The organism is Veillonella parvula (assembly GCF_024461875.1).
GTDB lineage: Bacteria > Bacillota > Negativicutes > Veillonellales > Veillonellaceae > Veillonella > Veillonella parvula_I.
The window spans coordinates 362769-382154 of the sequence record NZ_JANGAL010000001.1 but is presented as its reverse complement, the minus strand read 5'-3'; the positions used below and the strand labels follow the sequence as shown (position 1 = coordinate 382154).

19 protein-coding genes and 1 tRNA gene are annotated in these 19386 nt (G+C 38.5%); 1 reads left to right on the top strand and 19 read right to left on the bottom strand.

Going from position 1 to position 19386, the window contains the following annotated elements; all coding sequences use genetic code 11:
- Positions 1 to 20: 20 nt before the first annotated feature.
- From NE668_RS01770 to recG, 15 genes are all read right to left on the bottom strand, one after another.
- On the bottom strand, positions 21 to 581 hold the full coding sequence (locus tag NE668_RS01770; RefSeq protein ID WP_008601115.1) for a GerMN domain-containing protein: 561 nt from the start codon (positions 579 to 581) through the stop codon (positions 21 to 23).
- A gap of 3 nt (positions 582 to 584) precedes the next feature.
- On the bottom strand, positions 585 to 1682 hold the full coding sequence (locus tag NE668_RS01765; protein ID WP_227037006.1) for an N-acetylmuramoyl-L-alanine amidase family protein: 1098 nt from the start codon (positions 1680 to 1682) through the stop codon (positions 585 to 587).
- Positions 1683 to 1925: 243 nt separating this feature from the next.
- On the bottom strand, positions 1926 to 2870 hold the full coding sequence (locus NE668_RS01760; protein WP_227037007.1) for a ComEC/Rec2 family competence protein: 945 nt from the start codon (positions 2868 to 2870) through the stop codon (positions 1926 to 1928).
- Complete coding sequence (locus tag NE668_RS01755; RefSeq protein ID WP_227037008.1) at positions 2867 to 4444, bottom strand: NAD(P)H-hydrate dehydratase; 1578 nt, start codon at positions 4442 to 4444, stop codon at positions 2867 to 2869. The genes NE668_RS01760 and NE668_RS01755 overlap by 4 nt, the downstream gene beginning before the upstream one ends.
- A gap of 1 nt (position 4445) precedes the next feature.
- Positions 4446 to 4817 (bottom strand): holo-ACP synthase, encoded by a 372-nt coding sequence (acpS, locus tag NE668_RS01750; RefSeq protein ID WP_008601123.1) that lies wholly within the window; start codon positions 4815 to 4817, stop codon positions 4446 to 4448.
- A 68-nt stretch (positions 4818 to 4885) separates the two neighbouring features.
- Positions 4886 to 5677 carry a hypothetical protein gene (locus tag NE668_RS01745; protein ID WP_227037009.1) on the bottom strand — a complete coding sequence of 264 codons (792 nt, stop codon included), beginning with the start codon at positions 5675 to 5677 and terminating at the stop codon, positions 4886 to 4888.
- A gap of 94 nt (positions 5678 to 5771) precedes the next feature.
- Positions 5772 to 5855: transfer RNA gene (locus NE668_RS01740), tRNA-Leu, on the bottom strand.
- 54 nt (positions 5856 to 5909) lie between these two features.
- Positions 5910 to 6671 (bottom strand): 5'/3'-nucleotidase SurE, encoded by a 762-nt coding sequence (gene surE, locus NE668_RS01735; RefSeq protein WP_004697320.1) that lies wholly within the window; start codon positions 6669 to 6671, stop codon positions 5910 to 5912.
- A 17-nt stretch (positions 6672 to 6688) separates the two neighbouring features.
- Positions 6689 to 7951, bottom strand: a complete 1263-nt coding sequence (locus NE668_RS01730; protein ID WP_227037010.1) for a glycosyltransferase family 2 protein — start codon at positions 7949 to 7951, stop codon at positions 6689 to 6691.
- Between the two features lie 19 nt (positions 7952 to 7970).
- The gene (pssA, locus tag NE668_RS01725) at positions 7971 to 8642 is read right to left on the bottom strand and encodes a CDP-diacylglycerol--serine O-phosphatidyltransferase (protein WP_077708488.1); all 672 of its coding nucleotides are present in this window, start codon (positions 8640 to 8642) and stop codon (positions 7971 to 7973) included.
- Positions 8635 to 9276 carry a phosphatidylserine decarboxylase family protein gene (locus NE668_RS01720; RefSeq protein WP_123137894.1) on the bottom strand — a complete coding sequence of 214 codons (642 nt, stop codon included), beginning with the start codon at positions 9274 to 9276 and terminating at the stop codon, positions 8635 to 8637. Before NE668_RS01720 ends, pssA begins: the two co-directional genes overlap by 8 nt.
- A 14-nt stretch (positions 9277 to 9290) precedes the next feature.
- Positions 9291 to 10013 (bottom strand): WecB/TagA/CpsF family glycosyltransferase, encoded by a 723-nt coding sequence (locus tag NE668_RS01715; protein ID WP_227037011.1) that lies wholly within the window; start codon positions 10011 to 10013, stop codon positions 9291 to 9293.
- Positions 10014 to 10028: 15 nt separating this feature from the next.
- The gene (gene guaB, locus NE668_RS01710; protein ID WP_227037012.1) at positions 10029 to 11483 is read right to left on the bottom strand and encodes an IMP dehydrogenase; all 1455 of its coding nucleotides are present in this window, start codon (positions 11481 to 11483) and stop codon (positions 10029 to 10031) included.
- A 76-nt stretch (positions 11484 to 11559) separates the two neighbouring features.
- Positions 11560 to 11745 carry a 4-oxalocrotonate tautomerase gene (locus tag NE668_RS01705; protein WP_004696087.1) on the bottom strand — a complete coding sequence of 62 codons (186 nt, stop codon included), beginning with the start codon at positions 11743 to 11745 and terminating at the stop codon, positions 11560 to 11562.
- A gap of 132 nt (positions 11746 to 11877) precedes the next feature.
- Positions 11878 to 13920 (bottom strand): ATP-dependent DNA helicase RecG, encoded by a 2043-nt coding sequence (recG, locus tag NE668_RS01700; protein ID WP_227037013.1) that lies wholly within the window; start codon positions 13918 to 13920, stop codon positions 11878 to 11880.
- A gap of 237 nt (positions 13921 to 14157) precedes the next feature.
- On the opposite strand from recG, the gene rpmB reads away from it, so the two are divergent.
- Positions 14158 to 14346: a 50S ribosomal protein L28 gene (rpmB, locus tag NE668_RS01695; protein ID WP_008601135.1), complete on the top strand. Its 189-nt coding sequence runs from the start codon at positions 14158 to 14160 to the stop codon at positions 14344 to 14346.
- A gap of 84 nt (positions 14347 to 14430) precedes the next feature.
- On the opposite strand, the gene NE668_RS01690 is transcribed toward rpmB, so the two are convergent.
- From NE668_RS01690 to ppsA, 4 genes are all read right to left on the bottom strand, one after another.
- Positions 14431 to 15420 carry a deoxyguanosinetriphosphate triphosphohydrolase gene (locus NE668_RS01690; RefSeq protein WP_021148238.1) on the bottom strand — a complete coding sequence of 330 codons (990 nt, stop codon included), beginning with the start codon at positions 15418 to 15420 and terminating at the stop codon, positions 14431 to 14433.
- The gene (locus NE668_RS01685; protein WP_004697248.1) at positions 15417 to 16238 is read right to left on the bottom strand and encodes a pyruvate, water dikinase regulatory protein; all 822 of its coding nucleotides are present in this window, start codon (positions 16236 to 16238) and stop codon (positions 15417 to 15419) included. The genes NE668_RS01690 and NE668_RS01685 overlap by 4 nt, the downstream gene beginning before the upstream one ends.
- 10 nt (positions 16239 to 16248) lie before the next feature.
- Entirely contained in the window at positions 16249 to 16878 is a 630-nt protein-coding gene (locus NE668_RS01680; protein WP_004697485.1) for a helix-turn-helix transcriptional regulator, read from the bottom strand.
- 98 nt (positions 16879 to 16976) lie between these two features.
- On the bottom strand, positions 16977 to 19358 hold the full coding sequence (gene ppsA, locus NE668_RS01675; protein WP_227037014.1) for a phosphoenolpyruvate synthase: 2382 nt from the start codon (positions 19356 to 19358) through the stop codon (positions 16977 to 16979).
- Positions 19359 to 19386: the final 28 nt, after the last annotated feature.

The window sequence follows — 19386 nt, the reverse complement described above, 5'->3', positions numbered from 1 at the left end:
TATAAATGTCTTTAAAAGAATTATTTTTTAATTAGATTCGTCATTCTCTTAACAGGTTCTTTAGTATCAAAGGAACCTACAGTTGGCACCTTTTTACCATTATTGACAAATAGAACACCATTAATATTATCAAAGGATGTCAATGTATTTACAATAGCAGCCATTTGTAATTTAATAGTTAAGTCTCCGCCATTACCCTTTACGAATGCATCATTTACTTCAACAGAAGCAATACCATCTTTTACAGTAACAGATGTAATTTCAATATCCTTAGAGAAGACTGGGTATTTTTGTGCTCTATCGGCATTTAACATTGCTAAAAGAGCTGCTTTAGGCGTAACTTTATTCGCCTCTATCTCAACGGTAGTTTGTTTTACCCCAGAACCATCCTCTGTAGGAACAAAGAAGGCCATCTTAACCTTTTCTTGAGATACTTTACTTGTTTCTGCATCCTTATTGACTTTCGTCTCTTGCGTAGGTTCACTTTTACCTGTTGTAGGAGCTTGTTCATGTGTACAACCCACTACAAATGCCAGCATACCTACACAGAGAATCGATAGAACTTGTTTACGTAATTTCATCGATTAACCTCCAAAGTAATTAGCAATACCATTTGCAATGCGGTTAGCAAAGTCTTCTTGAGTTTGAGGAGATTGTAGCACACGTTCCTCATTAGGGTTAGAAATAAAACCAAGCTCTACAAGAATTGCAGGCATATTAGAATGTCTCAACACGTATAAGTTACCTTCTTGAATGCCACGATCACCATTGAAACCAGGTGTGTTAGCAATTTGAGATTGTACCTTTTGTGCTAATCGAGCATCGTTACCGGTTTTGCTATAGTAATATGTTGCAATACCACCAACGCTAGGATTATTAAATGCGTTGATATGAACGCTTACAAGAGCATCAGAATTACTACGGTTAGCCACGTTAACACGAGCCCCCAATTCATCAACACCACTTGCATTAGGGCCATATACATCTACATCGGTAGTACGAGTCAAAAGTACTTTAGCACCACGATTTTCTAAAGATTTTTTCAAATACATAGAAATTGGTAGTGTAATGTTTTTCTCTTGTACACCGTGAGGTCCAATAGCACCAGAATCACTACCACCATGTCCTGGGTCAATAGTAATTGTTTTGCCAGATAAACCGCCACTAGTAGAGTATTTACCAGATCCTGTAGGTACATTTTTTGCTGGATGTGCAGATTGAGATGGCTTTTTACCATAGTAAGCAGGCTTAGCTGCAACACCTTTTTTCTGAACATCAACAACGATACGATACGGTTTCTTATTAACCGTATCTTTTTTCAAGGAAAAAACCTTTACATCACTAGTATCAATAGATGAAGGTGTCTTGATTGTTACTTTAACGTCTCTGCCATCTTGTGAAAGTTTAGCAGAGCTAGCAATAGCTGAGTCCATAGAAATGTTCTCTTTAGCAGTCTTTAGCTTTGTATTCTTTAAAGTAACAGTCGTAGTTTTCCCATCTTTGCTAATTGATGCAGATGCCTTTATAGGTGCCGATAAGTCCATAACAATACGAACATACGGTACAGGTGCATCTGTTCTAGTCACCCATCGAGCATCTTCCAAATTAGCTGCCTTTGCTTGAGTCAATAATAAAGGTATCGCCATCAAGACTGCAAGGCACATTAAAAATAGTTTACGCAATACATTCACTCCAATCTAACTGACATACATAGTGTCCAAACCATAGAGATGAGTCGATGATATTTTTATCTATCAAAATCTCATCGTTCCAATCTATCCATAAACTAATGTTAGATTATAAATAGATTATTTCATACAAACATGAAGATTAGTATACCGATTACACATATTACTATATAAAGACCTTATACAGAATATACAAAAAACAGTTTCATAAAATTATTTTTTTTATAAGTAATCAAACTAACGTTCAGTTGTAATTTGCCATTCATTCCCATCCGTACTAATATGAATACGCCCCATCGTATCTGTACGGTAAATAGCAATATTATTTTCCTGTAAACGACGTAATGTCACATCGTGAGGATGACCATACTTATTATACATGCCATTTGAAATTAATGCACTTTCAGGCTTAATAGATTTCAAAAAATCTTCAGAGCTACTTGTACGAGAACCATGATGACCTACCTTAAGAATACGAGCAAACAATCTGGAATTCTGCTCTTTTATAAGTTTTTTCTCTTCTTGCCATTCAGCATCACCCGTGAAGAGCATAGAGAATTTACCGAAGACTAATTTACCTACAATAGAATTATTATTAAGATCTGTCTCTCCTTTTTTATCAGTTAAAGGTTCAACCCAAGGAGCATATACTACAAAAACAGCACCATGCCCAAAATCAACTACATCTCCACTTCGCAAAGTAGATCTTTGAATTTTATTTTTCTCAATCCACTTTTCATAAGTTTTGTACATATTATTATCAACAGCAATACCATCATCATATACATGTTCAATAGGCATAGCCTTTGCAATAGCATAGAAACCACCCATATGATCAGCATGAGGATGCGTGATAATAATATTTTTTAACTTTGCTACACCCATAGTTTTAAGTTGAGCTACAATATTTTCACGATGCTCTATGTCACCAGTATCGATCATGCTATACTCATCACCTACCTTAAGTAATATAGCATCCCCCTGACCAATATCTAGCATATATACATCTAGCTTACCTTCAGGGGTAGTCGTTTTAGTATCGATCGAGTAAGCCCCATTAGCGTTAGTAGTTACTTGATTTGCTGCGTTTGCTACATCATTATTTGTGCATCCTGCAATGGCGAAGATAGGAATACATAATACTAACAAGAAAGCTATAAAGCGTTGTATTCTATTTGTCATTCATAATCTCCCAATAATTCACTAACCACGAAGCCTAAAAAAGCACTGACATCACTCGGAGTATAACCCCAACTCTTTGTTTCATTCAGAATATCTGCACTACGACTATGTACATATACACCGAGAATAGCACTATCTCGTAGTGAATAGCCCTGACTTATAAAACCAGCAATTACACCAGTCAGCACATCTCCCATACCGCCAGTCCCCATGCCCGCATTACCGATAGTATTTACATATACTGTTCCATCAGGTAATGCCACAATTGAAGGAATTCCTTTTAGTACAAGAATAACTTGATGAGCCTTAGCAAATTCTCTAGCCAACGTGATATAATGACGCTCAATCCATTTAATAGGTAAATCAATAAGTCTACTAAATTCACCTAAATGCGGTGTCATGACACAATATGGAAGTTCTCTTTCCACTGTATATGCAGACTCAATATCACCATCTCGCAAAGCATCTTTATTAACACAACCAACATGTCCCAATGCATACAACGCATCAGCATCTAGTACTAATGCTCCTTCGTAAGCATCTAAGATATGATCCACTAAATCACAGATTTCACGGGTGCGACCTAAACCAGGTCCCATAGCAACAACTTGGCGACAATCAGAAAGTTCTTTATTAGTCTCTGTGGAAGTAACCATCACCTCAGGTATGACACGGCTTTGTACAATCTGTTTAATTATTTGGGGTACAGCTAATGTTACCTTACCAGCACCACTATGAACTGCCGCTTCAGCAGCCAAAATAGGGGCTCCTATCATATCATTTGAGCCACCTATAATTAAAGTGTTTCCATTAACGCCTTTATGCGCCATCGGGGTACGATAGTTAATAATTTTTTCTGCTAAATCAGAATCAATGGTTATAGTTCTAGCACGTTCACCCAATACTTGTTGCCAAGGAGCACCCAATGGAGCAACCACAGAGGTTCCTCCTATAGCCTTTCCGGGATATAATAACAAACCTTGTTTGATAGCTCCAAAAGTAACAGTATAATCATAGGTCAGTGTGCCTTCAGTTACATGACCAGTAGTAGCATCCAAACCTGCAGGTACATCAATAGCCCACAAATCAAAATTATACTGACTACGCATAGTATCAATATCATTCAATATATCGATGGTCACCTCTCTTAACCTTCCAGTAAAGCCCGTTCCCATGATGCCTTCCACAGCGATAGCTACGTTGGACCAATCATTGAATTCATCATACATATCGATGCTACAGCCCATAGCTTTGCAGCGCTCAATTTGCACTGCAAAAAGATCACTACACTTGTTTATATCTCCTACTAGTACAATTTGTGCTGGTACGCCTTGCTCCATCAAATGGCGAGCCGCTACAAGGCCATCTGCCCCATTATTACCCGTACCACATATGAATAAAACAAAACTATTTATAGAACGGCCATTATTCAGGGAAAATAAATCGTACGCTCCCCATAAGGCATCTACGATACCACGTCCAGCATTTTCCATGAGGATTTCTAAAGAGATTCCTAATTGCTTAGGAACCTCTCGATCTATAAATCGAGCATCTTCTGTAGTTAAAATATTCATCTTATGCTCCTTCAAGTATAACTGTACTCATTGCATAATCCTTGCAATGACTAATTGATACATGAATATCAGTATAACCTGATGTTTCGTAAATATCTTTGAAAGTATCTTGTAAACGAATTAAGGGTGCGCCCCATTTATCATGATAAATCTCTATATCTTGCCATGATCCATGCCTCATCCCTGTGCCTAAAGCCTTAATAAAAGCCTCTTTTGCAGCATATATACCGGCAAAGGATTCGTAGCATCCTTTATTCCGACTTTTACAATATTCAATCTCATGAATCGTATAAACGCGCGCTTTAAATGAACTTGATTTCTCTATAGCTTGACGTATACGGTCAATCTCTATAATATCATTCCCTAATTTCATAATAGCTCCTAAAATACTCTAATACTATTATTATACACTCATAAAGGGGATTAAAACATAGGTAGTATCTAGACATTTACCGAAAATGGTAGGCTAGACAAACTATAAATTTCAACTTTACCTTTGCGATTGACCGCCATATACATTTGACCATTTCGACAATCCATGTCTTCTACTTCCATTCCAGAAGCATAAGGGCTAATATTTTTAACAACTCCCTCTTCATCGACGTATACAAAGGTTGTCAACGTCGTAAATATAGTATTTCCATTAGTTGCGTAAGCACCGTTATTATTTAAGTTTGTATGATTAGCATCAATTTTATAAGAACGAATACGATTAAAATTGGAGTCGTAATAATTAATTGTCCGTTCAGAGTTTGTTAAAGGCACAATTGATACATATTCATTGCGTACTTTATCATATGCAAAATTAAAAACTTTCTCTTTTAGTTTAATCGGTGCTTCAACAATCATGCTATCCGCTTCAATAGGAGTAAGGTTATATCCATTTACAACAGCATTTGTTGTATAGTAACGATTATTAACAGAATTATAAGTTAAGGTATTCATATGACCTAATAAACTTTTATAACTATACTCATATTTTGCAACAACAGTAAAAGTTTTTGGATTAATTTCATAAATAATTTGCTTCGTATTATCTGAATTAATACAAGCTAAAGCAAAAACGTCTTTTTTGGAATTATAACAAAATCCTTGGCACTGATTTACAGATCCATCTAATGGTATTTCTGCCAAGCGAGATAATGGCAATGGCATCTGTACAGCGCTAACCTGTTGAGTAAGTTTAGGAATATCAAAGATATTTGTAATATAATCAATTACACCTTGATCCATACTGTCACCTCATGAAATTAATAATGTATATTATAGTATATAAATTCATAAATATAAAAATAGGCGGTAAGACAAAAGTCTTACCGCCTAATGTTGGTGCCGGAGGTGGGACTTGAACCCACACGGTGTTACCCGCTTGATTTTGAGTCAAGTGCGTCTGCCATTCCGCCACTCCGGCGTATCGGAACATTTGTTATTATACAGACATCCCTAAGCAATGTCAACATATTTTTTATATTTCATCTAAAATATTTTGAACCCTTTTCATATCCGTATCACATTGTTGTTTCCATGTGAGTGCGACACCTGTAATATAGCCTTTACGGGCAAATTCTACATCTGTAGGAACACTTTCAGCACCATAGTCTAGCTCGCCAGCTAACCAATAATAATCCTGTCCTCTTGAATTAATACGAGCTTCGATAATATTACTGTAGGTTTGTAAGCCTTGGCTCACCATTTTAAAATGATCCCAATCACATGTGCCACGTAATGGGAAGTTCACATTTAGTAAACCGCTAAACTGGCCCGCCACATAAATTTTCTCAATCAATTCATGTATAAATGGATGCATCTCGTCTCCCCGTTCAACAGAATATCTCTCAACAGATAATGCTAAACCGGGAATACCGTAAAAACCACTTTCCATAGCTGCCGAAACAGTGCCGGAATACAATACATCAGAGCCTAAATTAAATCCATGATTAATTCCAGAAATTACAAGATCTGGCATATCATCAGTCAATAAATAACTGAGACCGAACTTCATGCAATCGGACGGCGTTCCCGTTAGAGCATAAAGGCGAGGATTTTCATCCTCGCCATTGCAAGCATCTAATTTCAATGGAACCTCGGTCGTCAATGCATGAGATTTAGCACTTTGCTCATTAGCAGGTGCTACAACGGTAATTCTATAATATTGACTTAAATACGATGCAAGATGACGTAAACCATCTGCTAAAATGCCATCGTCATTACACATTAAAATATGCATAGTCACTCCTACAGATTCTATTTTTCATTCTTATTCATATTGCCCATGCGTGTTAATTTAACATCATCTAAACCCACAGCTCTCGTATGGACTGTATGAGACCATACCTTATTATGACGGCGGAACCACCCTAAAATATTTACTGGAATCCAAGAATAAACAAATAATGGATATAGTAAATAGTAGAACCAAATCTTTGGTGGTACCTTGATTTTCAACAATACAATTAATGGGAATAGATATTGACCAACACCTATAATTGTCCATACAGACATAGGCATAATTTGATACAAAATATTTGTATAAATTGGAGTATACGCATTGATGTAGGATAACACCAAGTATACGGTTGTCAACAATAAGAAATAAGGTTGACTCACTTGGAATATACCATCCAAAATCATAATATTCCCTGTTTTGATACCAATAGCAAATAATTTAGGAATATATCGACCCGCACAGTCAAATTGCCCCTGAGCCCATCGTAAACGTTGTCTGCAAGAAGCCATCATAGTTGTGACCTTTTCATCATATACGATAGCATCATGCCCCCAACAAGTACGGATACCATGAGTCAATAGCTTCATGGAAAATTCCATATCTTCGGTTAAGCTATTGCAATCCCAACCGTATTCGCGAATAATAGATGTACGAATACACATGCCTGTACCACCTAAAGCCGTAGATAATCCAAGACGATATTTTGCTAAATGCCACATATGATTAACCATCCAAAAGGCTATGGAGAACGTACCGGCTACCCAAGAGTCAGTTGGATTTTTAGAGTTTAAGTAACCTTGAATTACAGACTCACCTTTTTCAAGATGATCATTCATTTCTAACATAAATTGAGGGTGTACTAAATTATCAGCATCAAAAATCAGGAATGCATCATATTTCCGATCCATTTGTTTTACCCGATCAAACATCCACCCCATAGCATAACCTTTGCCTATTTCTTGTTTATTTTCACGTACATGTACATTAGCGCCAGCAGCACTTGCTACTTCCGCAGTCTTATCTGTACAGTTATCGGCAACTACAAAAATATCGTACAGATCATCTGGATAATCTAGGCCACGTAAGTTTTTAACTAACTCACCAACAACAGCTTCCTCATTATGAGCACATACAACGATGGCAAAGGAATTTTTAGGGGTATAATTTTTATGTACTCGCGACCGCCACATCCCTACGACAGCGAGTATAAAATAATAAACCGTATAAATTACGATTATTACCTGCATAGGAATCAGTAATAGATCCAGTAGGTAATTCATACTATTCTCCTCCACACATCTATTTACGTACTATATTTAAAGCCCCGTTAATAAGCCCAAACATTACATAGCCAGCAAAAATCATAACGGCCCATGTATGCCAATCATACACGAGACAAGCTACAACAAATATGGCTGTGAGTACAATAGAAAGTTTATTGATATAAATCTCACTTTTACCTTTAAAATCGGGATATTTAACTTCACTAACCATAAGGAGACCTATACCAATCATACAAACTACCAACACAAATTGAGGTACCGATACGCCACACAATACGTAGGTCGCTGCTAAACATCCAGCGGCTGGAATTGGTAAACCTTCAAAATAGCCATGAACTTCATCAGTTTTAATATTAAATCGCGCTAAACGAAATGCACCAAGCACTGCAAAAGCTAATAGTGGCACATATGCAATCCATCCTAAACCATATAATTCTTTCATATAAAGCATATAGGCAGGTGCTACACCAAATCCCACTACATCAGACAGAGAATCAAGTTCCCGGCCCATTGGTCCTGCAACTCCTAAAGCTCTTGCTACGCGCCCATCTAACCCATCTGCTACTAAAGACAATAATATACATATGGCTGCGCAGAATGTATTATTAGTAGCAGACAACGTAATACCAAGAACACCAAATGCTAAATTTGCACTAGTAAATAAATTTGGAATAATAGATTTATTCATGTCGTAACCTCCCGATAACAGTATCACCACCTGTAATATGTTGACCTTTTTCCACGAACAACTCTACATTCTTATCCATATAGAGCTCAGTACAGGAACCGAACTTAATCATCCCGTACAACTGACCGCGTTCAAGTACACTATCTAGGTCGGTCCAAGATACGATACGTCTTGCTAAAAGGCCCGCAATTTGCGTTACTAATACGGAAGTACGATCATTTTCAATACAAATAGTATGACGTTCATTTTCAAAACCTACATCATCTTTGAAAGCTGGTAGGAAACTACCCATCGTATAGTGACGGTACGTAATTTTACCATCAATAGGCGCACGATTAGCATGCACGTCAAAAACAGATAAGAAAATAGTTACTTTTTTACACTCTTTATGTAAGTAAATATCTTCGTATACATCAGAAATATCCATGATTTTACCGTCCGCTGGGGATAAAATCAAATCTGGATCTTGAGGGATTACACGTTTAGGATTTCTAAAGAAATTGACGAAAAATAATGCCAGAATAAATGAAATGATCGCAATTACATAATGTCCTAAATATCCTAACACCACAGTGATAATGAGCATAGCTCCTATCAGAGGAAACCCTTCCTTAATTATTGGTCCTGTAGGCACGATTCAACACTCCTCTATTTATTTCTAATAACGGTCCACATAAACTTTGGAATAGCCAACATACGGCCAATCCGTTGAGGTTCTAAATATAATCGATACAACCATTCAAGTCGATTTTGTTGCATCCATTCTGGGGCCCGAGGAATATTACCTGCCAAGACATCAAAGGAACCACCAATTCCGATGGCAACTACGCCATCGAGGTGACTCAACTTTTCTGCAATCCATTGTTCTTGCTTTGGCACACCTAAGGCAACAAATACCAATTTTGCCTTAGATTCAGCTATAGATTTAATGATTTCTTGTTCCTCTGCACTATCAAAGAATCCGTCATGAATTCCTGCTATATTTAATGCACCTACCTGAGCAGATACATTATCAATCGCTCGTTGAGCAACACCAGGTGCCGCCCCCAAGCAGTATACAGGAATTTGATGAGTCGCCGCAACTTTAAACAATTCCTTAGTTACGTCTACACCTGTTACGCGTTCAGGCACATATTCTCCTTGACGCTCTGCAGCCCACAAAATGCCAGCCCCATCGGGAACGACGAGACTAGCATTATTCAATATGGAGTGCAATGTAGGATTTTCATTAGCCAACATAACCATTTCTGCATTAGCCGTTGCTACTAAATGTAGCCCCGGCTGTTCAGTTAATTGTAAAATACGTTGGACTGCCTCATCCATTGTGACACAATCGATAGGCACAGATAAAACAGAAATACGTTTATTCAATGTAATACTCCATTATCAACCACTATAATTTGGTGCTTCAACGGTAATGCTTACATCATGCGGATGACTTTCTTTCAAACCAGCCGCTGTAATTTGAATGAATTGAGTATTTTCAATCATTTCTTGGATATTATGACATCCACAATACCCCATACTTGCACGCAAACCACCAACCATTTGGAAAATTGTATCGGCCAGCATACCTTTATATGGTACACGACCTTCTATACCTTCAGGAACTAATTTCTTAGCTTCTGTTTGGAAATATCGATCTTTACTACCAAGTTTCATAGCTCCTAGACTACCCATGCCTCGATATACTTTATAAGAACGGCCTTGATAGATCACTGTTTCTCCAGGGCTTTCATCAGTACCCGCTAAAGTATTCCCCATCATAACTACATTGGCACCAGCCGCAATAGCTTTAGCAATATCTCCAGAATATTTAATACCCCCATCAGCGATGATAGGAACTCCATAGCGACGCCCCACTTGAGCAGACTCATAGACTGCTGTGATTTGAGGTACCCCAATGCCAGCAATAACACGAGTTGTACAAATAGAACCAGGTCCTATACCAACCTTAACTGCATCAGCTCCAGCTTCGATAAGAGCCTCAGTGCCTGCTGCAGTTGCCACATTACCTGCAATTACAGGAATGTGAGGATACGCTTGTTTAATGTCCTTCAACGTACGAAGAACACCTGCAGAATGCCCATGGGCAGTATCAACAATAATTACGTCAGCTTTAGCAGATACAAGCGCATCAAGTCTATCATACAAATCTTGAGAAACACCTACTGCAGCACCAACTAATAATCGGCCACTACCATCCTTTGCTGCATTTGGATATTTAGTCGCTTTTTCAATATCTTTAATCGTAATTAAGCCTTTTAAGTTACCGTCGCCATCTACAAGAGGTAATTTTTCAATACGATGTTCGCTTAAGATAGCTTTCGCCGCTTCAAGAGATGTACCTTCCGGTGCAGTAACTAGGGAATCTTTTGTCATACATTCCCCAATTTGTCGGCTTAAATCAGTTTCAAAACGCATATCGCGATTTGTAATGATCCCTACTAGTTTACCATGTTCTGTGATAGGTACACCAGAAATTTTATATTTTTCCATAATTTCTGCTGCATCGGATAGTAAATTTTGAGGGCTTAAGAAAATAGGATCAACGATAACACCGTGTTCAGAGCGTTTTACCTTGTCAACTTCATGAGCTTGCTCTTCAATAGACATATTTTTGTGGATAACGCCAAGACCGCCTTCACGAGCCATAGCAATCGCCATCCGTGATTCAGTAACCGTATCCATCCCAGAACTAATCATAGGAATATTTAATGTAATATCACGAGTTAATTGAGTTTTTAACTCTACTTGATTAGGCAGTATATCCGAAGCTGCTGGTATTAATAATACATCATCAAAAGTTAGTCCACGCATACCGAATTTATCGTCTCTCATATTTCTTTCCTTTCCGTATAATAAAACAAAACTACGACCCGCCTAGTCCCTATGGACTAGGCGGTCAGTCGTAGCCTTAGCGTTCAGACCGCAAAATGCCGCCTTCCATATAATCGTCTTTTTTCATATCTACGAAGATAACTTTTACTGCATCAGCAGGAACATTTACGATATCAACCGCAGCCTTTGTAATTGCTTCACCTAATTGTTTCTTTTGTTCTTTTGTACGCCCTTCGACGAGCTCTACATGAATAATTGGCATATTAACCTCCATAGATGAAAAAATGAAATAAATTGTTTGTTCTATTATACGGTATGAAGGACATATAGACAAGGAAAAAAGCCAGATAAAATCTAATATTATCGATGCTTATATACTTATTAATCCTACCTCTTAATTATACAATATTCTTAGAAATTTTTCACCAAATCTTTTTTCTAATTCCTCTTTCATGGCAATTTCTAATTTTTTTATTCCAAATCGACTTACAAAATCTAGCACATCTTTACGAGTCTCTACTAAAATCTCAATATCTTTGATGATATTAGCAACACGCAAATCAGGTAGTCCTGATTGAGCTAATCCAAACAATTGCCCTGAACCGCGAAGCAATAAATCTTGCTCTGCAAGCTCAAATCCATCCTGGATTTGTTCCATCAACTTTAAACGCTCTTGACTTACATCATTTTTAGAATCACTAACAAGAATGCAATAGGACTGATGAGCGCCACGACCTACACGGCCCCGCAGCTGATGTAGCTGAGACAGACCAAATCGTTCTGCCCCTTCAACGCACATAATAGTCGCATTTGGCACATTAACACCCACTTCTATAACTGTTGTAGAAACAAGTAATGAAATTTCGCCCTTATAGAAGGCATTCATCACTTCATCTTTTTCACTCGACTTCATACGACCGTGAACGAGACCCACTTCATAGGCCTTATAAAAGTACTCTTTTAATTCTAGATACAATTCCTCAGCGGCTTGCAAGTCTAATTTTTCGGATTCTTCTACAAGAGGGCACACCACATAGACCTGACGCCCTTCCGCCATTTCCTTACCAAAGAAAGTGCGTAATCTCTCTTTATAAGAACTATCTACAGCATATGTTTTAACAGGTTTTCGCCCTGGTGGCATTTCTTTAATTAAAGATACTGCTAAATCTCCATATACGGATAATGTCATGGTACGAGGGATTGGTGTAGCCGTCATGATAAGTACATGAGGATATGTTCCCTTCTGTTGCAATCTCGCCCGTTGATCTACACCAAAACGATGTTGCTCATCAATGATAACAAGGCCTAAATTATGGAAATTAACCCCCTCTTGGATAAGAGCATGCGTTCCAATGATCATTTGGATTCTGCCATCTGCTAAGCCCTCATAGATGCATTCTTTCTCTTTTTTCGTAGAGGATCCCGTTAATAATTCTATGGTAATACCTAAATTAGCACATACAGTTCGTATCCCTTCGTAATGTTGAGCCGCTAGAATCTCCGTAGGGGCCATCAATGCCCCCTGATACCCATTTTCAATAGCTTTTAATAAACTCAAGGTAGCCACAATAGTTTTACCAGAGCCTACATCTCCTTGCAACAAACGTTGCATAGGTCGTTCATCTTCCATATCAATACGAATATCCTCTAACGCTCGTTGTTGATCACCTGTTAAGGAAAACGGTAAATTCTCTATACACTGAGTCATTAGTTCCCCATTTGGTCCCATTTTAGGCCCTCTATGGCATTGTTCTTTATTTCGCAACAAAGCTAAACCAGCTTGCATAACGAACAACTCTTCATAGGCCAATTGATAACGAGCCTTTTCATAGAGCTCTGAGGAGTCTGGGAAATGCATCATCTTAAAAGCATCATAACGACTCATATAATGATGACTTTCACGAACCTCCACAGGTAAAATCTCTGGTAACTCATGATTAGCTGTGAACCAATTGCGTACAGATGAACGAATCACAAACTGAGATACCCCATCAGCAAGCGCATAAATAGGAACGATACCTCGATCTGGTTCACCACTATCTCTTAAATTTTCCATTTGCGGTGTATTCATTTGCATAGTACCATACTGAAACTCAGCTTTACCATATGCATATATACGTTGTCCCTTTTTGTAAAAGTTCTTTTTATATCCTTGATTAAACAAAACAATCTTCAGAGGTCCTGTGCCATCTGCAATGACGACCTCTAAAATAGACAATCGAGGGCGAGGGCGTTTCTCTTGTACGGCAATAACAGTACCTACAACACCACCTGTCATACCTGATTTTAAATCACCAATACTATAAATCGTACGGCGGTCTTCATAGGTTCTAGGGAAGTAAGTCAATAAGGATGTAACATTGGTAATTCCCAATTTATACAATTGTTTCTCGCGACCAGGACCAATTCCTTTTATAGTCGTCAATCGTTCATCCATAAAAACTCCTTTAAATATACGATAAACACATGAGATATATCCAATTTCTGTATATCCTTGTGTAAAAGTCCATTTATATCTTAGAATATGATATATAGAATATGATATATAGTATACCTTATATTGTAGTATATTTCATAAAAAGAGCAATATGTACGACAAAAACACTTGCTTTAAGCTATTCTTTATGATAATATACTTTTGTTATGTTATAGATTAAGCTTGGAGGTGGAAACTATGGCAAACCTTTGCGAAGTATGTGGTAAATCCACATCTAGCGGTATGAACGTGAGTCATTCTCACATTCGCACAAGAAAAACTTGGAAACCGAACATTCAAAGAGTACGGGCGGTTGTAGACGGTGCTACTAAAAAAGTAAACGTATGCACTCGCTGCCTTCGTTCTAATAAAGTTACACGCGCGTAAAATAAAAAGTACATGTACTCTTTGGGGTTCTAGAGCCCCAAAAAAGTAGTTAGTTCATTTTGAACTAACTACTTTTTTTGTTATTTATAATGTAATATTTGGAATATAATATTGCTTAAATAACTTAATAGCATATTGATCTGTTAAGCCTGCTACATAATCAACTACATCAAGTGTAGAGTAAAACGCTTTACCTGTTTCACAGCCTTCCATATCATCAGGGTGTTCCATGAAGTGAGTAAATAAATTTTTCACCACATGGGATGCCTTCTTGCGATCCGGAATTAAAGCTGGTGCCAAATATACATGTTTAAACATAAATTGACGGAATAGATTCATCGTCATTTCCACATCAGCAGACATAGATATAACTGGCTTATCCAAGGATTCGCGTACCATATCCTCAACCATTGCAGTAATCATACTAGATGGAGTCATACCAAAATGTTCACGCACTTCAAAAGGCAGCTCCTCTGCCGTCAACATACCTGCTCGCTGTGCATCATCAAAATCATGACATAAATACGCAATGCGGTCTACAATACGAATAATTTGACCCTCTAAAGTCACAGGAATTGTAGCCCCTGTATGACCTACGATGCCATCTCGAACAACGGTGGTTAAATTGAGACCTTGATGATCACCATGTCTTTCTAATACTTCAACCATGCGCAAACTTTGCTCATTATGATTAAAGTGCCCCACCATATCTCGCAATGCATATTCACCTACATGACCAAATGGTGTATGCCCCACATCATGGCCCATGGCAATAGCTTCCACAAGGTCTTCATTTAAACGTAATGCACGAGCCACAGTACGACCGATTTGACCTACCTCAAGGGTATGAGTCATGCGTGTCCGATAATGGTCACCTGGCGCAATATATACCTGTGTCTTATGCTTTAACCGTCTAAAACATTTACTATGAATGATGCGATCCCGATCGCGTTGAAACGCGGTTCTAAGTGGATCAGGCTTTTCTTCTATATCACGGATTGCATCGCGGCTTTTAGCTGCATAGGGAGAAAGAAGCAAAGCCTCCCTCTCCTCTATTTGTTCACGTATATTCATTTACCCTCCGACGCGCGATTTTTATCGATCAATTGCATAACAAGGGAAGCTGTTTCTTCAATGGATTTATTAGAAACATCTAACACTTGGCAGTGCAAACGACGCATAATAGCCTTTGCATAATCCAATTCAGATTGAATACGCTCAATAGATGCATAATTTGCTTCGTCTTCAAGACCGATAGCGCGTAAACGTTCACTACGAATATTATTTAATTTGTATGGATCTATAATAAGGCCCACGATTTTTTTTGCCGGAATTTTGAATAATTCCTCTGGCAATGGTACCTCTGGCACTAGTGGCAAATTTGCGGCTTTAATCTTTTTGTATGCCAAGAACATGGACAATGGGGTCTTACTAGTTCTAGATACACCAATAATAACTATATCGGCCTTTTCAAAACCAGATGGATTTTTACCATCATCATATTTCACGGCAAACTCAATAGCTTCAACCTTTTTAAAATACTCTTGGTCGAGCTTATGAACCATACCTGCCGTCATGCGCGGTTTAGTAGTTGCAATAGTACCAACTGCATCGAGAACAGGGCCCATGATATCCACAGCCGGAATATTATATTCAGCCACCTTCTCATGCAAATACTTACGTAAAGACGCAGACACAATGGTATGGCAAATAACATGATTCCCACGTTTTGCGTCGTCTATAACCTCATCAATTTGGCTTTCACTATCAATATAGGGAATGCGGACAATTTCAATTTGCTCCTTATCATATTGACTCGCCGTAGCTCTCGCTACAGCCTCAGCAGTTTCCCCCAGGGAATCCGATATTGCATAAATAATTTTTTCTGCCATTCTATCAACCTCAGTGTATGCTACATTCTAAAAATACTTTTGCTACCGTCGTTTTTGATACACGGCCCACAACCTTTAAGCGTTTCTTGTTACCTACATCCTCACGAACGACGACAGGTAAACAATCTACTTCATAATCTATCATTTTCTGTGCAGCCTCTACCAAAGTATCGGTAGGCTCCACCGCTATAACCTTGCTTACAGGGGTCATAATCATGGATATAGGCATGGTATGCGAATCTGTTTGTCCCATAGAGGCGCGTAATAAATCTTTCCGAGATACCACACCCATTAGGTATGAGCCATCACACACTAATATGGTACCTACATCCTCTGTAAATAATGTGACAATTGTATCATACAAACTCGTATCCCCATTGACCACGACTGCTTGAGATAATACATCACTTACCATAAATGACTTTAATCGCTCAGCCGTTTGTGTTTCCTTTGAAAGTCCTACATAGTAATAGCCTACGTTTGGACGTGCATCTAACACACCTAACATGGTCAATACAGATAAATCTGATCGCAACGCAGATCTTGTGACCTCTAAATGTTCAGCAATGGCACTACCTGTTACAGGACCTTCTTCGCGAACGATTTGAGCAATTTGTTCTTGTCGTTTCGACAGTTTCACACGGTAACCCCCTTTCATCTCTGTTTGTATTATATCCTAAGTTACCATTCAGAAAAAGAGGAGACCCACAGGCCTCCTCTTTCACCATAACTATATTATTACCAAATTAGTTCGTCAGATTCTTGACGACCACGACCAGTCATAGCATCGAGCATAATTCGTTGTTCGATTTGAGCCACCATTTTCTTAGTATTAACTACTGCATCTGGGTTAACAGAAATGGAGTCGATACCACTCTTCACAAGGAATTCGCAAAGTTCAGGATATACGCTTGGCGCTTGGCCACAGATAGATACAGTTTTACCATCTTTATGGGCCACCTCAATGAGGTGACGAATTGCTCTACGAACTGCTAAATTACGTTCATCATAAATATGTTGAACTGTTTCGTTATCGCGATCACAACCGAGTACAAGCATAGTCAAATCGTTAGAACCGATAGAATAACCATCTACATATTTATTAAATTGATCAGCTAAGATGATATTGGATGGAATCTCAGCCATGAGCCATACTTTAAAGTCTTTGCTACGTGCAAGACCTTCTTGAGCCATTAAGTTAGTTACTAATTCAGCTTCTTCCACAGTACGGCAGAATGGAATCATAACTTGTAGATTTTTGAAACCAAATTCGTTACGTACTTTTTTGATTGCTTCTAATTCTAATTTGAAAGCAGGTGTATACTTAGGATCATAGTAACGAGATGCGCCACGCCAGCCAAGTAATGCACTGGATTCATGTGGTTCATATTTATCGCCACCTTTAAGGTCACGGTATTCACTAGATTTGAAGTCGCTCAAACGAACTACTACTTGGCGAGGGGCTAATGCTTGGCATACTTTACGCATACCTTCCGCCAATGTATTTACAGCGAAGTCACTGCGCCCTGTTTCGATAAGGTGCAATGGATGTTCATGAATAAAGGTAGTCCAAATGAACTCTTCGCGCATGAGACCAATGCCATCACATGGTAGTACACCATATTTTTGAGCCAAATCAGGATCACCTAAGTTCATATAAATCTTAGTGCCTGTTACAGGTACATATTCAGCTGCTACCCCTGTAGAAACTTGAGCTTCAGGCTTTTTAACGATATCTTCTAATACGCCATCGTATACAATACCATTTGTAGCGTCTACAGTAATCATTTGACCATCTTTAATAGAGGTAGTTGCTTCATGACTACGGCTCTTAGTACCTACGATACAAGGAATGCCAAGCTCACGGCTAACGATAGACGCATGACAAGTCATACCACCAGCGTCAGTAACAATTGCTTTTGCCTTTTTCATGGCTGGCACCCAGTCAGGAGCTGTCATAGCTGTAACAAGAATTTCACCTTCTTTGAACTCATCGATATCCTCAGGATTGATGATAACGTGAGCTTTACCTGCTGCATTACCAGGGGATGCTGGCAAACCTTTTACAATAATATCGCGATTACCTGCATCTAATGTGCTAGCTTTTTCGGACGTTTTTGATTTTTCTTTGCGGGACCAAACTGTTTCTGGACGAGCTTGCAAGATCCAAATCTTGTCATTGCGTTCATCTACGCCCCATTCCATATCCATGTAGCAACCATAATGCTTTTCAATTGCTTTTGCATATTCTGCAAGTTCCAAAACTTGAGCATCTGTAATAACTTGCTTTTTTGCTTCGTCAGCTGGAACCACTTCTTCAACACAGTCACCATCGGCTTTACGAACAAGGCGGACATGTTTATCGTTAATCATACGGTCCGTAATTTCCATCTTTTCTTTATCCACACGGAAATTATCTGGTGTAACCGTACCTTGTACAACATATTCACCAAGACCCCAAGAGCCTTCAATAAGAATATTGTTATCATTGCCTGTTACAAGGTCAACAGTAAACATTACGCCAGCTGCTTTAGAGAATACCATCATTTGAACTGCAGCACTCAATGCTACTGTCATATGATCGAAGCCTTGTTTTACACGATAATATGTTGCACGATCTGTGAATGTAGATGCGTAGCATTCTTTTACTTTTTCGATAATTACGTCAGCACCGCGTACATTTAAATATGTATCTTGTTGGCCTGCGAAGCTTGCATCTGGCAAATCTTCTGCTGTTGCACTTGAACGAACAGCCACAAATGGATTTTCTTCGTTCACTTTTTTACCAAGTTCTTCATAAGCATGACGGATAGCATCTGCCAAGTCTTTTGGCATTTCTTCCTGACAAATCATGCGGCGAATCTTAGCACACACTTCGCGCAATAATGCAGAATTTTCTACATCATCTAAAGCATCAAGTTCAGCCCGGATTTTATCTTCCAAACCAGTAGCTTTCATAAACTCACGATAACCATGAGCAGTTGTTGCAAAGCCATAAGGTACAGGTACATTAGTGGAGGATGTCAATTCCCCTAAAGAAGAAGACTTGCCACCTACTAAATTAACATCTTCACGTTGTAATTCATCAAACCAAAGTACGTATGCTGTTTCGCGATTCATGTGAGAACCTCCTAGATTAATTAGTGCA

Excerpts from the sequence above, each read along its gene's own strand:
- pssA (WP_077708488.1), bottom strand. The coding sequence starts at position 8,642 with ATGAATAAATCTATTATTCCAAATTTATTTACTAGTGCAAATTTAGCA.
- guaB (WP_227037012.1), bottom strand. The coding sequence starts at position 11,483 with ATGAGAGACGATAAATTCGGTATGCGTGGACTAACTTTTGATGATGTA.
- rpmB (WP_008601135.1), top strand. The coding sequence starts at position 14,158 with ATGGCAAACCTTTGCGAAGTATGTGGTAAATCCACATCTAGCGGTATG.
- ppsA (WP_227037014.1), bottom strand. The coding sequence starts at position 19,358 with ATGAATCGCGAAACAGCATACGTACTTTGGTTTGATGAATTACAACGT.
- acpS (WP_008601123.1), bottom strand. The coding sequence starts at position 4,817 with ATGAAATTAGGGAATGATATTATAGAGATTGACCGTATACGTCAAGCT.
- NE668_RS01770 (WP_008601115.1), bottom strand. The coding sequence starts at position 581 with ATGAAATTACGTAAACAAGTTCTATCGATTCTCTGTGTAGGTATGCTG.
- NE668_RS01705 (WP_004696087.1), bottom strand. The coding sequence starts at position 11,745 with ATGCCAATTATTCATGTAGAGCTCGTCGAAGGGCGTACAAAAGAACAA.
- NE668_RS01745 (WP_227037009.1), bottom strand. The coding sequence starts at position 5,677 with ATGGATCAAGGTGTAATTGATTATATTACAAATATCTTTGATATTCCT.
- NE668_RS01690 (WP_021148238.1), bottom strand. The coding sequence starts at position 15,420 with ATGAATATACGTGAACAAATAGAGGAGAGGGAGGCTTTGCTTCTTTCT.
- recG (WP_227037013.1), bottom strand. The coding sequence starts at position 13,920 with ATGGATGAACGATTGACGACTATAAAAGGAATTGGTCCTGGTCGCGAG.
- NE668_RS01755 (WP_227037008.1), bottom strand. The coding sequence starts at position 4,444 with ATGAATATTTTAACTACAGAAGATGCTCGATTTATAGATCGAGAGGTT.
- surE (WP_004697320.1), bottom strand. The coding sequence starts at position 6,671 with ATGCATATTTTAATGTGTAATGACGATGGCATTTTAGCAGATGGTTTA.
- NE668_RS01685 (WP_004697248.1), bottom strand. The coding sequence starts at position 16,238 with ATGGCAGAAAAAATTATTTATGCAATATCGGATTCCCTGGGGGAAACT.
- NE668_RS01760 (WP_227037007.1), bottom strand. The coding sequence starts at position 2,870 with ATGACAAATAGAATACAACGCTTTATAGCTTTCTTGTTAGTATTATGT.
- NE668_RS01730 (WP_227037010.1), bottom strand. The coding sequence starts at position 7,951 with ATGAATTACCTACTGGATCTATTACTGATTCCTATGCAGGTAATAATC.